Source organism: Gilliamella sp. Choc4-2, from assembly GCF_001690355.1.
In the GTDB taxonomy this organism is placed as follows: domain Bacteria; phylum Pseudomonadota; class Gammaproteobacteria; order Enterobacterales; family Orbaceae; genus Gilliamella; species Gilliamella apicola_A.
Genome location: NZ_LZHG01000014.1, coordinates 81,879 through 100,942 on the forward strand (window position 1 = coordinate 81,879; position 19,064 = coordinate 100,942).

Annotated in this window: 17 protein-coding genes; 5 read left to right on the forward strand and 12 right to left on the reverse strand. The window is 35.0% G+C overall.

What is annotated here, in order from left to right; genetic code table 11:
• Positions 1 to 462 precede the first annotated feature (462 nt).
• Positions 463 to 1,044 (forward strand): Maf family protein, encoded by a 582-nt coding sequence (locus A9G34_RS02530; RefSeq protein WP_065568775.1) that lies wholly within the window; start codon positions 463 to 465, stop codon positions 1,042 to 1,044.
• A gap of 24 nt (positions 1,045 to 1,068) precedes the next feature.
• Here A9G34_RS02530 and A9G34_RS02535 read toward each other — a convergent pair whose 3' ends face one another.
• The 10 genes from A9G34_RS02535 to A9G34_RS02580 form a co-directional block, all read right to left on the reverse strand.
• Complete coding sequence (locus A9G34_RS02535; RefSeq protein ID WP_065568776.1) at positions 1,069 to 1,734, reverse strand: ABC transporter ATP-binding protein; 666 nt, start codon at positions 1,732 to 1,734, stop codon at positions 1,069 to 1,071.
• The gene (locus tag A9G34_RS02540; protein WP_065568777.1) at positions 1,734 to 2,945 is read right to left on the reverse strand and encodes an ABC transporter permease; all 1,212 of its coding nucleotides are present in this window, start codon (positions 2,943 to 2,945) and stop codon (positions 1,734 to 1,736) included. The genes A9G34_RS02535 and A9G34_RS02540 overlap by 1 nt, the downstream gene beginning before the upstream one ends.
• Positions 2,946 to 3,030: 85 nt before the next feature.
• Complete coding sequence (locus A9G34_RS02545; protein ID WP_065568778.1) at positions 3,031 to 3,510, reverse strand: DUF4418 family protein; 480 nt, start codon at positions 3,508 to 3,510, stop codon at positions 3,031 to 3,033.
• Positions 3,511 to 3,530: 20 nt separating this feature from the next.
• Positions 3,531 to 4,190, reverse strand: a complete 660-nt coding sequence (locus A9G34_RS02550; RefSeq protein WP_065568779.1) for an ABC transporter ATP-binding protein — start codon at positions 4,188 to 4,190, stop codon at positions 3,531 to 3,533.
• Positions 4,191 to 4,200: 10 nt separating this feature from the next.
• The gene (locus tag A9G34_RS02555) at positions 4,201 to 5,343 is read right to left on the reverse strand and encodes an ABC transporter permease (protein WP_065568780.1); all 1,143 of its coding nucleotides are present in this window, start codon (positions 5,341 to 5,343) and stop codon (positions 4,201 to 4,203) included.
• A gap of 17 nt (positions 5,344 to 5,360) precedes the next feature.
• Positions 5,361 to 6,647, reverse strand: a complete 1,287-nt coding sequence (locus tag A9G34_RS02560) for an ABC transporter permease (RefSeq protein WP_034943538.1) — start codon at positions 6,645 to 6,647, stop codon at positions 5,361 to 5,363.
• Between the two features lie 23 nt (positions 6,648 to 6,670).
• Complete coding sequence (locus A9G34_RS02565) at positions 6,671 to 7,921, reverse strand: Fe-S-containing protein (RefSeq protein WP_065568781.1); 1,251 nt, start codon at positions 7,919 to 7,921, stop codon at positions 6,671 to 6,673.
• A gap of 96 nt (positions 7,922 to 8,017) precedes the next feature.
• On the reverse strand, positions 8,018 to 8,581 hold the full coding sequence (locus A9G34_RS02570) for an iron transporter (RefSeq protein ID WP_034943540.1): 564 nt from the start codon (positions 8,579 to 8,581) through the stop codon (positions 8,018 to 8,020).
• A 116-nt stretch (positions 8,582 to 8,697) separates the two neighbouring features.
• Positions 8,698 to 9,894 carry an FTR1 family iron permease gene (locus A9G34_RS02575; RefSeq protein WP_034943543.1) on the reverse strand — a complete coding sequence of 399 codons (1,197 nt, stop codon included), beginning with the start codon at positions 9,892 to 9,894 and terminating at the stop codon, positions 8,698 to 8,700.
• A gap of 13 nt (positions 9,895 to 9,907) precedes the next feature.
• Positions 9,908 to 10,546, reverse strand: a complete 639-nt coding sequence (locus A9G34_RS02580; RefSeq protein WP_034944694.1) for a nitroreductase family protein — start codon at positions 10,544 to 10,546, stop codon at positions 9,908 to 9,910.
• Positions 10,547 to 10,885: 339 nt separating this feature from the next.
• Between A9G34_RS02580 and A9G34_RS02585 the strand changes: the two genes are divergently transcribed.
• From A9G34_RS02585 to A9G34_RS02605, 4 genes are all read left to right on the forward strand, one after another.
• Complete coding sequence (locus A9G34_RS02585; RefSeq protein WP_065568782.1) at positions 10,886 to 11,812, forward strand: TIGR01212 family radical SAM protein; 927 nt, start codon at positions 10,886 to 10,888, stop codon at positions 11,810 to 11,812.
• Positions 11,813 to 12,591: 779 nt separating this feature from the next.
• Positions 12,592 to 13,716: a glycosyltransferase family 4 protein gene (locus A9G34_RS02595; RefSeq protein WP_065568783.1), complete on the forward strand. Its 1,125-nt coding sequence runs from the start codon at positions 12,592 to 12,594 to the stop codon at positions 13,714 to 13,716.
• Positions 13,709 to 14,512, forward strand: coding sequence for a lipopolysaccharide core heptose(I) kinase RfaP (rfaP, locus tag A9G34_RS02600; RefSeq protein ID WP_065568784.1), 804 nt, complete (start codon positions 13,709 to 13,711; stop codon positions 14,510 to 14,512). Before A9G34_RS02595 ends, rfaP begins: the two co-directional genes overlap by 8 nt.
• A gap of 15 nt (positions 14,513 to 14,527) precedes the next feature.
• Positions 14,528 to 16,087 carry a DUF2813 domain-containing protein gene (locus A9G34_RS02605; protein ID WP_081295245.1) on the forward strand — a complete coding sequence of 520 codons (1,560 nt, stop codon included), beginning with the start codon at positions 14,528 to 14,530 and terminating at the stop codon, positions 16,085 to 16,087.
• 160 nt (positions 16,088 to 16,247) lie between these two features.
• Here A9G34_RS02605 and ettA read toward each other — a convergent pair whose 3' ends face one another.
• Together ettA and nfsB are read right to left on the reverse strand one after the other, a co-directional pair.
• Positions 16,248 to 17,915 carry an energy-dependent translational throttle protein EttA gene (gene ettA / locus A9G34_RS02610; RefSeq protein ID WP_065568785.1) on the reverse strand — a complete coding sequence of 556 codons (1,668 nt, stop codon included), beginning with the start codon at positions 17,913 to 17,915 and terminating at the stop codon, positions 16,248 to 16,250.
• A gap of 417 nt (positions 17,916 to 18,332) precedes the next feature.
• Positions 18,333 to 18,977: an oxygen-insensitive NAD(P)H nitroreductase gene (gene nfsB / locus A9G34_RS02615; protein WP_065568786.1), complete on the reverse strand. Its 645-nt coding sequence runs from the start codon at positions 18,975 to 18,977 to the stop codon at positions 18,333 to 18,335.
• Between the last annotated feature and the right edge of the window lie 87 nt (positions 18,978 to 19,064).

A 19,064-nucleotide genomic window follows, 5' to 3' on the forward strand; every position in this document is an offset into this window, starting at 1 on the left:
TAATACATTACAATAATATTCTAGAATTTTTTTGAAAAAGTAAAATATTTTTTGTTAGTTTAATAGCGGGAGAGCACGATCATTCATTGGTTTAATATAAAACCAACACTTGAACAAATTATTCTGTTTTATCGCCAATAGCCATTAGGAAAATGCCTTCCTATTACTGATACTATACAATTTCAAATTATGCCAGATTGGTTATAATAGCTTGACATGATGAAAAGCGAATTAGCATTACAAGTTGTTTAACGGATTTTGTATATATTACTTATTCTAGCTAGCCTTTTTATGGATGAATGTTACCAACGGCAAGGCATCAGTAAAAATTAATTAAGACAAGTGAAGAAAAATAGTGGCAAACATGTTCAATTATCCTACTGCATAACAGACCTTTGATTATTATGGGCATATCGAATTTAATACGCATCTTTCATCTTGGATCTATAAGAGGAATTTAATATGAGAATCATATTAGCATCAACATCTGTATCCCGTAAAAAAGTGCTCGAAAAATTAGCTATCCCTTTTGAGTGTGTACCGCCAATTTGTGACGAAACGCCGCTAGCTGGAGAATCAGCCAAGCAATTAGTGGTTCGGTTAGCTAAACTTAAAGCCCAATCATTAGCGACGCAGTTTGCTGATAGTTTAATTATTGGCTCTGATCAAGTTGGTGTGTTAGACGGTAATATTGTTTGCAAACCACATACAATTGATAATGCCCGTAAACAGCTTCGACAAAGCAGCGGTAAAGCTTTCTATTTTTATACTGGTATGACAGTAATTAATACCAAAACACAACAACAAACCACTATTTGCGAACCATTCAAGGTGACTTTTCGGCATTTAACTGATTCAGAAATTGATGCCTACATTAGCAAAGAGAAGCCACTACAATGTGCTGGCAGTTTTAAATGTGATGAACTGGGCATCACCCTGTTTGATAAACTTGAAGGTGATGATATTAATTCATTAGTTGGGTTGCCATTATTAAAGCTCAATAAAATTATGATCGATATGGGTTGTAATCCACTTTTAATATAACAATTCAGTTAATAAATAAACCCATTAATCAATAAATCGCCCTGCTGACATTTTCATAACTTTTTGGCTATAACGAGCAACATCATGATCATGAGTGACAACTAATAACGCTGTACCTTGTTGATGAATTTCAGACAGCAATAGCATAATTTCGGCAGCGCTTTCTTCATCAAGATCACTTGTTGGTTCATCAGCAATAATCATTTGTGGTTTACAAATCAGTGCTCTCAATATTGCAATACGGCGCATTTCACCGCCCGACATATTAGCTGGGTATGCATCTTGCAAGTGACTTATTTTAGCTTTTTCAAGCAACCTCTTAGCTTCATTTAAGGGATTTTGGTTTTCTCGCTTGGTTAAATAAAAAGGCAGGCGAATATTATCAATTGCTGTTAAATTAGGTAGCAAACTGCTACCTTGAGGAATATAACCAATATGCTGATTGCGAAAGGCAGATACTTGCTGATCATTAAGATCAAACAAATTTGTATTATTAATAGTGATTTTTCCTTGCGTTGGTGTAAGTAAACCAGCAATCATATTTAGCAAAGTCGTTTTACCACTGCCTGATTTACCCATAATGCATATAAAGTCATCTTTTGCCATTGAAAAACTAACATTATTCACAGCTGAAAAGGTTTGTTGCCCTCTTGTGTAATCTTTACGTAGGTTTTTAACATTCAGTAACATTATTCGCCCTCTCTAAGGGTACTATAAGTATCAAATTTAGTCATAGATAAGGCACTATAGATACTTGATAAAGGTCCTATAATTAGCGTAAGAATAAAAACAACAATTGCATATAATAATGCATCAAATAGTGAGATATTTACACACGGCAAACCAATAGATTGGCAGATTAATAAACTAAATGCATAAAGTAATACCGAGGCGATAACAATGCCACTAACTCCGCCTAATTCACTAATTATTAAAGATTCACGAAGCAACATTTTAACTAAATCACGCCGTGACGCGCCTAATACCCGTAATAAGCTAATTTCACGCTTACGTTCATTTAATGTTGAAGAAAAGATAACAAAGATCACAATAATGGCTAAAATCCAAAAAATAGCTGATAGGCTATATACAATGGTTGAAAAGCTAGTTAACCATTTAGATATATTACTTAGCATACCTTTGGTCATAATAAAATCAATACTATAGTCAATAGCGTATCTGGGCATAATTTGATTAACAATATCTTTAGGTTGATAATCTGAATTGACCTTAATAAAAATCGATGAGGCATAATCAGTAAAATGGTCAACATCTCCTTCAATTAATTTTGCATTTTTCATTAATGATTGTGCTGCAGGCATAGTCATAAAGACAGAGGTATCAAATCCCATCCCTGTGCTATCCATTTTAGCAATAATTTTAAAAGGATGATTAAAAAATAAGATTTCATCGCCCACATCAGAACTAATTTTAGAACCAACAACGACTTGATTATCAGTAAGTGGCTCTGAAAGTTGTGATTGTAACCAAGGCTTAATAATAAAATCAGTATGCTGTTCAAAACCAATTAATTGGACTTTAGACGAACAACAACCTGCATTTAATGATGCAATAAAAAGTTGAGGTGAAATGGCATCAATACCTTTAATACCTTTTATTTTATCAATCAAGTCTACTTTTAAATAAAAAGTACTCGGTTCACCACGCAACAGGGCTACTTCCATATTTTTTTCGTAACCATTAGGCACAATAAGAATATCAGCACCTAACCTGTTAGCCATGCCTGAAATACCAAGACTGAGATTTTTCATCAGTATGCTTCCACCAAACAACGTCGCCGAAAAAAGCGTAATGATGACAATCAAACAGCAACTTCTAAACGGTCGTCGCTGAATATTGCGCCATGCTAAATTTGCCATGGTGATCGGTTTTTCGTGCATATTGACTTTCCTGCTTGTTGGATTTAAATGTTATACCTATATCTGGTAAAGATAAGAGTGGTCTTTGTTTGATAACAAAACGCTATCAATTTTTTGTTCTTTTATTTAAGTAATAGATGTTAATAACAGCGGCAATAAATAATAAACCTGATAATAAAACTAACGCCGGTTTAGACCCCATATTGCATCGCATCATTTCATTACCGCAAACACCAATTAGAATTGTTGGTATAGCTGCCGCTAATAAAGAAATACACGCAAGTGCCATACTTAATCCTATTCGCACAAAAGCAGTACGGCTAATTAGTAGCAATGCACCAATGGCTATCACTAAACAACCAATGCCAATTTCAGCTCTTGCTGTCCAAAAACATTTCATGATTTTTCCTGTGCCACTATGTATATGCCCGTTATGTGCTACCTCGCTACTAGCGTGATTCAATGTATCAACGGGCATGCTTACAACGTCTGGAAGAGGGCAAACTGGCAATATATATAATGGAAATAAGATAATTAATACGCCAATAATAATAAAAATACTTGATGAAATAAGACGGTTTTTCATATATAACAACCTTCAGTTGATTAATTATCAATTACACGTGCAACTTTGCCGTGCTCTAGTACTACGGTGGTTTGTGCATGTTTTGACACTTCTAGTGAGTGAGTAACTACAATAATGGTACTACCTTCTTTGTGCAGCTCATGTAATAAATTCATGACCATCGCTTCGTTACTTTCATCTAAATTACCAGTTGGCTCATCGGCCAAAATCAGTTTGGGATAGTTAATCAATGCTCTAGCAATACAAACACGTTGCTGTTCACCACCTGATAACTGCCGAGGTAAGTGTTTAGATCGAGCAGCAAGCCCAACACGTTCGAGTGCTTGCATAGCCTCTTTTTCGTCAACCATACTATGATAATATTGAGCAAGCATGACGTTTTCTAGTGCGGTTAAATACGATACTAAATGAAATTGTTGAAAGATTAGACCTATCTTATCTCGACGTATTTCGGTTAATTCTGACAAAGAAAGCTGAGTAATATCTTGCCCGTCTAAAATAACTGAACCAAGTGAGGGTTTATCCATACAACCAATGATATTCATCAAAGTTGTTTTACCACTACCAGAAGGTCCCATAATCGATAACCATTTACCTTCTTCAACTGTTAAATTCACTTCAGAAAGTGCATGAAGCGAACCATAAATTTTAGACACATTTTTTACTTCGAGTATATTCATACTTTATATCCTATTCACCGCGTAATACTAACGCAGGCTCTACTTCAAGAGCACGTTTTACTGGAATTAAACACGCAATTACCGTTACTATCACTGAGATAATGATAGTGGTTGGGATCAGATAAAACTCAATAATAATTGAACGTCCAAACACATTGGTACTAATAATTTGAGCAAAGATAAGCCCGCATATAGCCCCAATAATGCCACCAATAGCACCTAAAACTAATCCTTCAGCTAAAAACTCTTTTGCAATACTTTTATTGTTGGCTCCTATCGCTTTTTTAAGACCAATTTCTTTACGACGCTCCATTACCACGGTCATCATAGTGGTAGCTACACAAATCATGGTAAGAACGAGTACAACAAAAGTAACTAAATAGAGTAACGAGGACAGTTTGCCTAATACAGATGATTCTGACTTTGTTACCCATTTTATTAAATGAGGTTCTACTGTTGTCATTTGGTTTTTTATTTTTTCAATGTACTGTTTTAATTCTATTTCCGTGGCGGCAATGCTTACTTCAACAATTTCGGCTTGCTCGCTTTCTTCAAGTAATTCTTCTAAATCGTGCAGATCAACAAAAATAAAGTTATCTTCGGAACGTCCCGTTTTAACAATACCTGTAACGGTAAGTTCTTCATCAAAGCGAGAATCTTGTTTGGATTTACCGGAAATCGGCATAGTGCTACCAATGGTTAATTTAGCAAAGTTAGCAATATCAGTACCAATCATTATTTCATGTGAATTTTGTGGTATTGAACCTTCAATAGACCAATAAGGGCTTGTTTTTACCACTTGTTTAAAGTCGGTCCCCACAATAGTATAAGGTTGCTGATTACTACGAATTGAATTATAACGAAATGGAGTAACACCGAGTAATTTATCTTCTGGTAAAAAGGTAACTGCTTTATTAACCTCTGTCATTGCTACCGTTGATTGATTATTGGCTGGTAGTAGTAAAAGATTTGCACCATAAGAACGGAATTCTTGTCCCATTTGCCGTGGTATATCATAACAAAGTGTGATCATACCAAGAAGAACCGTTGCTCCAATAGCAACGCCAAGCAAGGCAATGGCAATGCGAGAACGGCGTCGGATAAGTGAACTTAACACGGTTTTAATTATAAAGCGCCTATTTTTATTGATCATGAGACTTACCTTTCACCTTATCGACCATGTAGCACATCAGTTGGACGCAAAAACATCATAATACGTAATGCAGGTAAACTACCTAAAAAAGTAATTAAGACCACCATAATTAGGGCTAAAGGAATAATTATCATCTTAGGCTCAACAAAAGAACCAAACACTGTATGACCAATAATTTGCGCAAAACCAAAACCAATAAAGTAACCAAAAAATCCACCAAGTAAGGCAATAATAAAGATTTCAGTTAATATTAGCATTGCAACAGCTGTATTAGTTGCACCAAGCGCTTTTAATAGACCAATTTCGGTACTGCGCTCTATAACGTTAGCAGTAACCAAATTCGAAATAGCAAGCGCCGAACAAATCAATGATAAGATAGTTAGTAATAACATTAGTAATTGTGTTTTTTGTAAAATGGATCCTTCTGACTCAGCAACTTGCATAATAGCTTTCACACGCACATCGGGCATTAACTCTTCTAGCTGGTATGCAATTGAGCTAATATAAGCAGTGCAATACCATGTATCCCATTCTGTTCTAGATAAACTGTTTGGATCTTGCGCTGCTTTACGAGCTAATTCGTTTTCTGGAGTGGTTAATGCACTAACCTCAACACGTTCAACCAGTCCTGATTTATCTGCAATATTTTGAGCAACAGGCAATGATACATAGATCCGCGTATCTTCAGCACCACCACTATGAAAAATATTGTTAATAGTTAATGTAAACTTTTTGTTTGTTTTCGTTGAAATTATATCTATCGTATCGCCTAGCTTTAGATTCCACTGTTTGGCTACAGATTCACCCACCATAGCTCCTTGCAAATTATCATCGGTCATGGTGTTTCCTTCAATTGTCCACCATGATTTCATAGCTAACATACCGGTATTAACTTGATCTCCTGTTGGAATATTAAGTTGTTTATTGAACCAAGTACCAACAACTGTAATCGGCTTATCGTTAAAGGTGGCTTGCGTCGTTAGGAAAGGGGCAAAATCAACAATATTATAAGCCCAAAAGATCATCTTGATTTTGACTAAATCATCTTGCTTAATATACTGTATCGCCTGCTGTTTATCGTTATTATCCAGTTGATACATTTCGCTAATTACTGCACTACCACGAGGAACTATATTTAGATTAGCACCATAAGCTTTTAGCTCTTGATTAACTTTACCCCCCACATCAAACATTACGTTTAACATAGCAGTAGCAAGCGAAACACCCAATGCAACCGTTAAGGCAATAAGAAAAAGTTTCTTTTTTTGGCGAATTAAAACACTTAATAACATTCTACAAAACATACAATATTCCTTTTAATACGCTTTTATTTGAAACGGCTTTTCTCTGCTTCAAGGTTAGCTGGACGAATCACCATGTTGCCGTTAATAATTTCGTATTTAAGTGGAACTGGGTTACATCCTCCTGAAAATCCAATCGTTGCAATGTTCATTACTACATCGCACAAAATACAAACGACTTGATCACCGCGTTGGTAGTAACCACTTGCACCACAAATATCACAAGCATCAAAACCTACACCATAAGCATTATCGCTTTTTTTAATAATAATAAAGCGAACTAAAGTTCCATCTGTTGCTTGATAACCATAACGATGCAAATTACCGTCGTTCACTTTATCGAGAGGGATAACAATTAAGCCATCAGCATTAGGCGATATAGGCTCTGCCGGTGTAAGTTCTACGCCTTTTTCAAAAATGTAACGTGCGCGCGTCACAGTATATGCGGTTATTGCTGTACCAGCCACAATCATTAGGGCAGATCTTCTATCGCTACGTAATTGCGCTTTAAGTTTACGAATTTGAGCAGGGTTATTACCCATTAACGAAGTTGTTTTTGATTTGATATACAAAACAATGGCTAAACAAAGCACTATTGCCATGAAAATAAAAATAAAGAAATTAACATGACCAAGAATAAAAATAACCAACTCCATCATCCATGGTTGGGATGAAATAAAACGCCTAACAATTAAAATTTGTAAAATATTAATACTATTTTGAATAGTGAAAATAATAATTGACAGTGAAGTAATAGCAAAAATAAATTTTGTCGATAATCGTCCACATATACGGAAAGTAAATAGCCCAGTTAACAAGATTATAAGTAAAGCAAATCCATAACCAACCCATTTAAGCAAGTAATCATTATTAAAAATAGAGTCCATCCCGACAGAAAATTCGAATGGATAGAGCATTAAATTAGGTAAAGACTGTGCACTTATTAAACCAATACTTAGCACAAATAACATTGTAAAAAAGAATTTACCAGTTCGATTATGGGTGGATTTTTGCAAGCAAATAGCAACAATCAGCGGTATAGCAATAATAACCCAAGGTATGATCACGCCAAGATCATAATATTCACGAACAGCAAACCCTGTGTTGCGTTTTAAAATGGCATAAATCAATGCAGCAATAAAGCCCAATACAAAACCAAACAAAATAATTTTTTTAATATGATGAGGCGTGGATCTTATAATCGCAGCGCTCAGTAATGCCATCATCATTGCTGGAACGAAAGTATTATCGGTAATATTGATAAGGTATTGAAGCATATTCATTGCCTAACTATTGCAAATATTATTGGTGAGCATAATGCTCACCAATAACTGATTATTAATTATTTAATATAATTAGTTATTTTAAAATCATTACCATGCGCGTGGAATGTAATCAAAGTCCCAAGAAACTTCGATAGGTTTGCTCCAAAAGCGTCCTTCCACACCTGTTTCTTTATCAACATGTAGTAAATAACCTTGTTTTTCTGGGTTTTCAATCATAAATGTTACTTTATATTTACCAGCACCATCTAGTTTTATATTATTACCATAGTGAGGACCATCAGATGCATTCATTGGCATAAAGTTACCTTCAATCACTTTATCACTGCCTTGCTTTTGAATTTTATATTTTACAGTTAAGTAAGGAACAAAATCACCTACACCATAACCTAAGTTATTACCTTCTGCAGCTGAAATATCAGCTTCAATGTGCATGTCTGATTTTGAGGCTGGTAAACCACCCATACCGGCGGGTTCCATATCAACAGGTTGGAAATAAACAGCACCAATGTGTAATGGCCCCACGGTTACTTCATCACCAATTGGAAATTCTTCAAATCCTTTTTGTTCGCCTGGTGCCGGTGCTGCTGCGTGAACAAATGAAGATAAAGCAAGTATTGAAGCAATACCTGCTGATAAAACTAACTTTTTCATTGAAAACTCCTCCTTTTACTTTTTGAAAATTTATTACTTTTATTTTTTGGCATTAACACAACTCAGTTCTTAAATCCGCATTTATGCAATTTTAAACAAATAGGCAATATTAATAATTATTGCTTTTTACAACTATGTTTAGCTTTGTAATACATGACAGAAACTACCACAATAAATACCATAATTATTTGTGGAACTAATGTCTCGACCGTTGGGTAAATACCTAAAACTTCGACAGAATGTATAAAATCAACAGAGGTGACTGGAATCATATCTGCCTCTTGTAATTCTTTTACTCCACCACCGGCAAAAGCTATTGCCATGATATACATTAAAATACTAGTACCAATAAAGAATGGGCGAATTGGTAATTTCATGGTACCAAAACGAATAACGACAAAAATAATCGCAAGAATTATCGTTCCAATAGCTAGTCCATACCAAACCATATCCATATGTTCTTTAGCATCAACTAGCATTGCTTGGTAAAACAAGATCGTTTCAGCTCCTTCACGAAAAACAGCTAAAAAGGCAGCAAAACCTAAGGCAAAGCGACTACCTGATGACACTGCAATTTGTACTTTTTCTTCAACATAGCTTTTCCAAGCCTCAGCTTCTGCCTTTGAAAACATCCAATTACTAATAAAAAATAGTACGACTGTTGCAAGGAGCATAGCAATTCCTTCCATGATTTCTTGATTTGCCCCGCTAATATCAAACACAATATGAAGAGCAATTGCCACTAAAATACTGGCAAAAATAGCTACAAGTGAGCTCATATAAACTACTTTTACCATGGCAAGATGACCAGAACGAACCAAATAAGCTGAAATTGCCGCAATCACTAAAATCGCTTCCAGTCCTTCCCTAAAAATGATAATAAACGAAGCTAACAGAATGCTCCAACCGCTCTCTTGCTTACCATCTAGTTCGTTAGCATCTTCATGTAACATTTTTAAAATAGTATCAATTTCATTTCTAACAACTTTGTTCGACGCACCATCTGTCATTAAGCGCTTAATTTTGGCAAATTGATATTCGGTATCGGTTCCCCGTTTACCCGAAATATAAGACATAACCGCACGCTCAACCCCATGCTTTTCATAAAAGCCAAAATAAGCATTATTAACTCGAGCTTTAGCACGTTCAACATCTTTCATAAAATAGATATCATAAGCATCATTTAAGATGGTGTCCATTTCGTCAACAATAGCATTCCAACTTTCATACTTTTTTTCGGCAGCATAAGATGATGGAACCAAAGCCATTAAACTTCCAATAAGGAGCAAAGCAAGTGTTAAAAATCTCTCCACACTTTATACCTTCTTATTTTCCTATTATAAACATAGCAAGCGGTTTATCGCCTTCAGATAATTGTAATTCTTGGCGTATAGCTGCTGGTTTTATAGAATGGATATAACGAGCATTTAATTTTAAAGCTGCAGCAGCTAAATAGATGTCTTGACTCATTGCACCTACAGCAGTATAACTAAAATTATTAATTTGCTCAGGTTTTACATCTTTAAATGCACTTTCTTCTGCAACAAAAACCAGTGAATAAGCCGCGCGCTTAATAAAAGCTTGTAGACCAATATTGGCACGAATGTCTTTTTTATTAATTTCTTTTAAATAGTGTCCTTCCCATTCATACAAATAAGAACCCTTTTCACTAGCCACATAAATTCGTACGTAAGGTGGTTTTCCTTTAAACATTGGGACTGTCCACCCCTTATCCCCACGATTTAAACCACTCGCAGCCCAAAGCACAGTTGAGAGTTCATTATCTGAAACTTGACCCATAGGAAAACCTGCACCAGAGGTTGATCCCCGATTTTTTAAACTTTCAAATAAACTCATTCCCCCACTAGTCTGAGGTGTTGGTAATCTAATATCAGCATAACAAAAAGACATTAAGAATATTGATGAGAATAAAGCAACAACTAAGTTACGAATAATGTACGGCATAGCAACCTCTGACATTTTTGTAATTATTTAGTGCAAACATCTTATTGCTAATAATAATAATTATCAATATAAACAATCACATTTATTACCAATAATCGCATAAAAATCATTTAATATCACACAGTTACACATAAAATTTGTTTTGTTAATTTTTCTAAAAAATTAAAATTTTAATCATATAATTACATATATATTTAACAACATGTAGTTAAAAGCAATAATGGTAACAACCCTAAAATTGTTATAGATTACAAAAGTAATTATATTAAAAATATTATCATTACTTGAAGTAAGTTTGCTATTTTCGTAAAATAAACAAAATTTTATTTTTATCTGATTATGCAACTCCATTTAGTCGTTAATACATTCGGTTCCGATTTACAACGTCGTTATGGCGAAAAAATCTATAAACTTACTCTGCACGGTGGATTTAGCTGTCCCAATCGAGATGGTACTATTGGTCAAGGTGGTTGTACCTTTTGTAATGTTGCCTCAATCATTGATGAATCTATTCAGGTTAAATCAATTTCTGAACAATTAACCTCACAAGCCAAACAGATGAAAAAGTCTAAACGATACCTTGCTTATTTTCAGGCTTATACAAGCACCTACGCTGAGGTTGAAATTCTAAAAAATATGTACGAAGAAGCCCTGAATAGTGCAGATATTGTTGGGCTTTGTGTTGGTACTCGTCCTGATTGTGTTCCTGATGAAGCACTTGATTTGCTTGCGCATTATCAATCCAATGGCTATGAAGTTTGGTTAGAACTCGGTTTGCAAACTGCTCATAACAAAACCTTGCACGATATTAACCGAGGGCATACTTTTGATGATTATTATCAAACCGTTCAAAAAGTACGTAAGCTTGGCATTAAGGTCTGTACTCACTTAATTATTGGTTTACCCAAAGAAACCAAACAGGATAATTTTATAACCCTTGAGCGTGTGCTTGAAAGTGGCGTGGATGGTTTGAAACTGCATCCTTTACATATTGTTGAAGGCAGTATTATGGCAAAATCTTGGCGAGCCGGGCGGATTGCTGTATTGTCATTAGATGAATATGTCGATATTGCTGGCGATATCATTCGCCAAACTCCAGCTAATATTTTGTATCATCGCGTATCAGCTAATGCCAGAAAACCAACTTTACTTGCCCCTGATTGGTGTGAAAACCATTGGCAATCGATGAACGCCGTTGATCACAATTTACGCCAGTTTGGTGCTCAAGGTAGTGCTATTGGCGATAGTTATTGTTTTAAATTGTAGTAACTTATAGAATAAACTGTATTTTTATATTTAATTTATTAAAGATAATAGTATGGTTCATTAAAGCTTAATTTAATTTTATGTGATTTTTTTTGTTCAATAAACGAAGTGGAAGTAAAATAATCATTTCCGCTACGTTGTATAATTAATCCTAAAATAATACTGTTAAGAAATATAAATAATCCTAATGGCAAAGAAATAAGTGCCCAGAAATCTTCAAATGATGAAATAACATGGAAAAACGCATTAACTTCCAAAAGAATTAATGCGGCCCCTATTAATAGCCTTTTAACGTTATAATACCTATATGCTATAGATGCACTAATATTTTTTAAGGAATATTTTGTTTTTTATAACCTAACAGGGTGATATTTATTTCATCAACTTTAACAACATGATTGTCAATTTCAATTTTAGATTTCATTCAAGGTAAAAGTAGAAATTGTTTAAATTGATATACTATTATTTTCTTCTACACTTTCATTTTAACTTATTAATAAACAATAATATTGATATCTATTTTTAACTGGATATTTAAAAAATCAAGCTATCATGTAGCCTTTATTTAGGCGACTATATAATTATCTGTGCAAAAATTTGTATTGAATAATGACCTTGCTTAAGACAAGTTTTATTTCCTAATCGCTTGATGAAAGCAAATAATGAGCTCTGATAAGATCATAAATAATTATGACTTATAAAAAACAAACAAAAAATCTATTTTGCACCTTACTTATCGACAAGTATATAATACTCCTTTCAAACTTGAGGCAATCTGCATGCAATTGGCTTTTTGTATTTATAAATATTTCCAGTTTGGTGGTTTGCAACGTGATTTTTTGCAAATAGCCAAAGCTTGTCAAAATCTAGGACATAATGTTCGTGTTTATGTTATGGATTGGCAAGGCGATGTACCTTGTGGGTTTGACATTATTTTGGTATCTAAAAAGGGCTTATCCAATCATAGTCGTAATCAATCTTATTACCATTGGGTGAAGGCTCATTTACAAGCAAATCCAGTTGATTGTGTGGTTGGTTTTAATAAAATGCCTGATTTGGATGTTTATTTTGCAGGCGATACTTGTTATGCCGAAAAGGTTTCACACAAAGGCTTTTTGTATAAATTGTCAAAACGCTGTAAGCACTATTTAGCTTTTGAAAATGCGGTATTTAATCAACAAAGCCAAACCAAAGTTATGGTACTAACAAAACAGCAAATCAGTGACTTTGAGCGTTATTACCATACTGATCCATCACGCTTTTACCTATTACCACCTGGTATTGCGAAAGATCGCCAATATCATTCTCAATCAAGTGCTAAAGGTAAACAATTTAGACTGGCAAATCAAATTGATGAGAATAATTTTGTTGTTGTGCAAATTGGATCAGATTTTAAGCGTAAGGGGGTAGATCGTTCTTTAACCGCCATTGCTGCACTACCTTGCGATTTAAAACAAAAAGTGACTTTTTTAGTTGTGGGGCAGGATAACCCTGAGGCTTATCAAAAACTAGCTAAGCAACTCGGCATTGAGCATCAAGTACGTTTTTTTGCCGGTCGTAATGATATCCCTGATTTTTTGTTTGCGGCAGATTTGCTATTGCATCCAGCAAGACAAGAAGCAGCCGGTATGGTGCTTATTGAAGGGTTAGCCGCTGGGGTGCCTGTGATTGTGTCAAGCATTTCGGGCTATGCTTATCATATTGATGAAGCCAATGCTGGTGTTGTGCTTGATGAGCCTTTTGCACAATCAGCGTTAAACGAGACCGTGAAAAATGCCATAACAAATCACGATCAGTTATTAACATGGCATTACAATGCAATACATTATGGTAAAACGGCTGATTTATACCACTTAGCAGAGCGTGCTGCAAAGATTATTTTAGGTTGTGATAATCATGAATGAAATTAAGCTAAAATCACCTTTTGAGCAATTATGGGCTGGTAAAGATCCATTTGCAGAAGTTGAGTTAATATCGGGGAAAATTTATCGTGCAGTAAAACAACGTAAAACGTTGAATTTTGAGCTTGATGATGAATCGTATTTTATTAAAATTCATCGTGGTACAACTGTTAAAGAGATTGTTAAAAATCTCATTTCGTTACGTTTACCTGTTTTAGATGCCAAACAGGAGTGGGATGCGATTGAGCGTTTGGAGCAAGTTGGTGTTAATACGATGGATGGGCGAGCATTTGGTCGTAAAGGGATAAATCCGCTGACTCGTCATTCATTTATTGTGACAAAAGATCTTAATCCGACAATTAGTTTAGAAGATTTGACTAAATCGTGGTTAACTAACCCTCCTAGCTATCATATGAAGCGTTCTTTAGTCATTTATTTGGCAAAAATGGTTGCTCAAATGCATGTGGCTGGGGTTAATCATCGTGATTGTTATTTATGCCATTTTTTGCTTGATATTCCGCTTTTTGAAAATCATCAGCAAATAAAATTATCTGTAATTGATTTACACCGTGCTCAGATCCGTAAAACAGTTCCTGTTCGTTGGCGTGATAAAGATTTAATCGGGCTTTATTTTTCAGCCATGAATATTGGGTTAACCGATCGTGATATTTGGCGTTTTTTGAAAGTGTATTTTAATCAGCCTTTAAAAACAATTTTGCGCAATGAATCTAAGCTAATAGCTAGCATGCATCGAAAAGTTGAACGAATTCGTAAAAGGACAGAAAAGTATCATCTTTAACAATAAGGATACACTATGTTTATTGAACAAATTGATATTTCCGGATTTAAAGGTATTAGTCAACTATCTTTAAAATTAAATGCAAGTTCTAGCGTACTAATGGGTGAAAATCGTTGGGGGCGGTCAAGTTTAATCAGCGCTTTGCAATTGTTATCACTGGATAACATTTTTTATCAATTTGTCGATTCTGATTTTTATCATGACCGATACCAATGTTATGGCGATAATATTATTATTAAAATCACTTATTGCCAATCGCATTTACATGAATTAAATAATCAAGATTATCAGCCATTAAGCTCGGTTTCGTATCAATCACACCAAGATAATCTGCATCGAATCACTTATCAAATTTCTGCTAATAAACAAGATAACCAAATAATAACACAACATAAATTGCTTAATGCACAAGGCAACCCTTTTAATATAGAAAACGAAAAATTATTAATTGCAACATTAATCAAACTAAATCCAGTAATGACACTTAAAAACGCAATTAATCCTGAGCAATTAACGGTTACTAACGAACCATTATACGAACACTACATTAGCCAACTTTCAAACCAACTAAAAGCCCATTCAGCCGAATTAACCCAAGATGAATTAGCTCGAGGCCTACAAGCTGCACGATCATTAATAGAGTATTATTTTGTCGATCAAGCGCACCGCAATCATTACAAACAAAAAAATGCCAAAAGTACACCAAGAACAGAAGATTGGAATGTTTTGGAACAAATTAATGACGTCTTGGATAATCTTGATAATGATTATTTACGAACTGTATTTTTAGGCATTTTTGGCTCTATTATTGGTGCTAAAGGAAATTATTCACTTTCACAAAGTTCAATGCCTATTTTAATTTTAGAAGAGCCTGAAAGTTTGTTACATCCAATCATTTTATCCGTTGCATTTCGCTTACTAAAAAACTTCCCTACACAAAAAATTATCACGTCTAACTCAAGTGATCTGGTATCGTTATTTTCATTAGAAAACCTTTATCGTTTAATTCGTCTGCCAGATAAAATTATTGCCAAATACATTGAACCTCATTCATTAAGCGTTAGTGATAGTCGCCGTATTGCGTTTCATATTCTTTATCGCCGATCAAATGCCTTATTTGCACGATGTTGGTTGTTAGTCGAGGGCGAAACCGAAGTGTGGTTGTTACGTGAACTAGCTGAACAAAGTGGTTATCATCTGAGTTCAGAGGGAGTTCAGCTTATTGAGTTTGCTCAGTGTGGTTTAAAACCGCTTATAAAATATGCCAATAAAATGGGAATTCATTGGTATGTAATTACTGATGGGGATATGGCGGGTAAAAAATATGCCGATACGGTAAAATCGTTATGTGGTGAAGATAAAAATTCTGATGATTACTTAACGGTTTTGCCTGCGCGAGACATTGAAAACTTTTATTTAAACATGGTTTTAGTCATGTCTATAAACTTGCCGCTTATAATACAACACAGCATATTGATCTGCCTGTACATCAAATTATTCAAAAAGCAATTCATAAAAGTTCAAAACCTGATCTTGCGATTGCCATTTGTGATGATGCAAAATCACGTAGTATAAACGCTATACCTCGTTTGCTAATGGATACTTTTTCAAGAATTATTAGTTCATCTAAAGGGTTAGTTTAGATAATTACATTTTGAAAAATATTTAAAATAGCTATCAAGAAGATAAAACTATTCCGCCAATATAAATCGGCGGAATAAAATAAAAATTAATTCTATTTGGAGATTCGTTTATATTTAGCACGTTTAGGCTCTAATGCTTCAGCACCCAATGTGCGCTTTTTCCATTCTTCGTATTCGGTAAAGTTACCTTCAAAGAATTCAACATGACCTTCGTCTTGATAATCCAAAATATGGGTCGCAATACGATCTAAGAACCAACGGTCATGCGAAATCACTAAAGCACACCCCGGAAACTCTAATAATGCATTTTCAAGTGCGCGTAGCGTTTCAACATCTAAATCATTGGTTGGTTCATCAAGTAGTAATACATTACCTCCCACTTGCAATAATTTAGCTAAATGTACACGTCCACGTTCCCCCCCTGAAAGTTCACCTACACGCTTTTGCTGATCAACGCCTTTAAAATTAAAACGACCAACATAAGCACGACTTGGTATTTCAAAATTGCCAATACGCATAATATCTTGACCGTTTGAAATTTCGTCCCAAACTGTTTTTTTGTCGTCCATACTGTCACGGAACTGATCAACTGATGCAAGTTGCACTGTTTCACCTAAAGTAATCGTACCTGTATCAGGTTGTTCTTTGCCTGATAGCATTCTAAATAGGGTTGATTTCCCTGCTCCATTTGGACCAATAATGCCAACAATTGCCCCTTTAGGAATACTAAAAGATAAGTTATCAATCAGCACACGATCGCCATACGATTTAGTTAGATTGCTTACTTCAATCACTTTATCGCCTAAACGCTGTCCAGCTGGAATAAAGAGCTCGTTAGTTTCGTTACGTTTTTGGTAATCGTTACTGTTGAGTTCTTCAAAGCGAGCTAGGCGGGCTTTGCTTTTTGCTTGGCGCCCTTTCGGATTTTGTCGTACCCACTCGAGTTCTTTTTCGATCGATTTACGACGTGCCGATTCGGTCGAGGCTTCTTGCGCTAGGCGCTGATCTTTTTGTTCAAGCCAAGATGAGTAGTTGCCTTCCCATGGAATGCCTTCACCTCGGTCAAGTTCTAAAATCCAACCTGCAACGTTGTCTAGGAAGTAGCGATCGTGAGTTACTGCAACAACCGTACCTTCGTAGTCATGTAAGAATCGTTCTAACCATGCTACCGATTCGGCATCTAAGTGGTTGGTCGGTTCATCCATTAATAACATATCAGGCTTTTCAAGTAATAATTGACAAATTGCTACTCGACGGCGTTCACCACCTGATAAATTTTCAATTTTCGCATCCCAATCTGGCAAACGTAGTGCGTCAGCGGCTCGCTCTAACTGGTTATCCAGATTGTGAGCATCTTGCGATTGAATAATGGCTTCAAGCTCCGCTTGTTCTTTGGCTAATTTGTCAAAATCGGCGTCAGGATCAGCATAAGCGGCATATACTTCATCTAATCGAGCCAATGCTTGTTTAGCCTCACTAACCGCTTGCTCAATGGCTTCACGCACAGTTTGTTTAGGATCTAATTTCGGTTCTTGGGGTAAATAACCAATTTTAATATCAGGTTGTGGGCGTGCTTCGCCTTCAATTTCGGTATCAACACCCGCCATAATTCGTAGTAAAGTGGATTTACCCGCTCCATTTAAACCGAGTACACCAATTTTTGCACCCGGAAAAAAACTTAAAGAAATATCTTTTAAAATATAGCGTTTAGGGGGAACAATCTTCCCTACGCGATTCATGGTATAAACATATTGCGCCATAAAACATCATCCGTTAATTTTGTTTAAAATAGCAAATCACATCAGTTGATGTGTAATTGATAGCGTATATTGTAATGATTCTGAGTATTGGGTCTAGGGTTATTTATAATAATATGAGTAATTAAATAATATTAACTGTAGATTTATATAAAATTGCTCAAATCCAATCTGAATGCATATCTTGGCTCTTTAAATATCCTTAATTTTATAAAATTGAAAAATTTAACAAAGGCTATTTATTCTATACTCAAAAATATAATGATTAATTCTTTTTTATTAAAAATTTATCCCCAGAATAATGACAAGTGTTGGAGCATAAATTCAAGCAATATAAAAATTATCATCAGAAATAATATAAAGCTATTTTAAGATATCCCACCTTTACTAAGTGGGATAATTTGAAAACGTTATTCTTGTTTATAAAAACGTAAAAAGTTGCTCTTTCGGTAAGCGTGATTTTGGTCGATGGGCATTACCGTCATTTTCGGCTCGATAACCTAATGTGGCAACAACAATACTTTTAAGTCCTTTGCTTTTAAGATCTAAGATTTCATCCATTTTTTCAGAATTATATCCCTCAATGGCTGTTGAATCGATACCAATCGCTGCCGCAGCAAAAAGTAATTGTCCTAATGCAATGTACGCCTGTTTTCCTTCCCAACACTGTTGCGATTCGGGTGTTGCACTATTTAATTGGACAAAATAGCGTCTTCCTTGGTCTTGAGCCTGTTTTAATTCTGCTGTAGGTAAGCGCCCATCTTTTTCTTCTTGATTAAGCAGGTTAACTAAATGTGCTTCATCTAATGGGGTTTTGATACAAAAGACAATAGTGTGTGAAGATCCAGTGACTTTAGATTGGTTAAATTCAGTAATAGCCGGTAAAATTTTACTTTTTGCAGCGTTATTATCAATAACATAAAAATGCCATGGCTGTGAGTTAACTGATGATGGGCTGTTTCTTAATACGGTTAATAATTGTTCTATTTTATCGGCTGGGATTTTTTGTGTTTCGTCATAATGTTTAGCTGTGTAGCGTTTTTCGGAAATATCCACAATGTTCATAGTTTGTCCCCATTAAGATGTAAAAATAACTTATATTATAATTAGAATTATTCCTAGCTCAACTTATTAATCTAATAGTTTCATTTT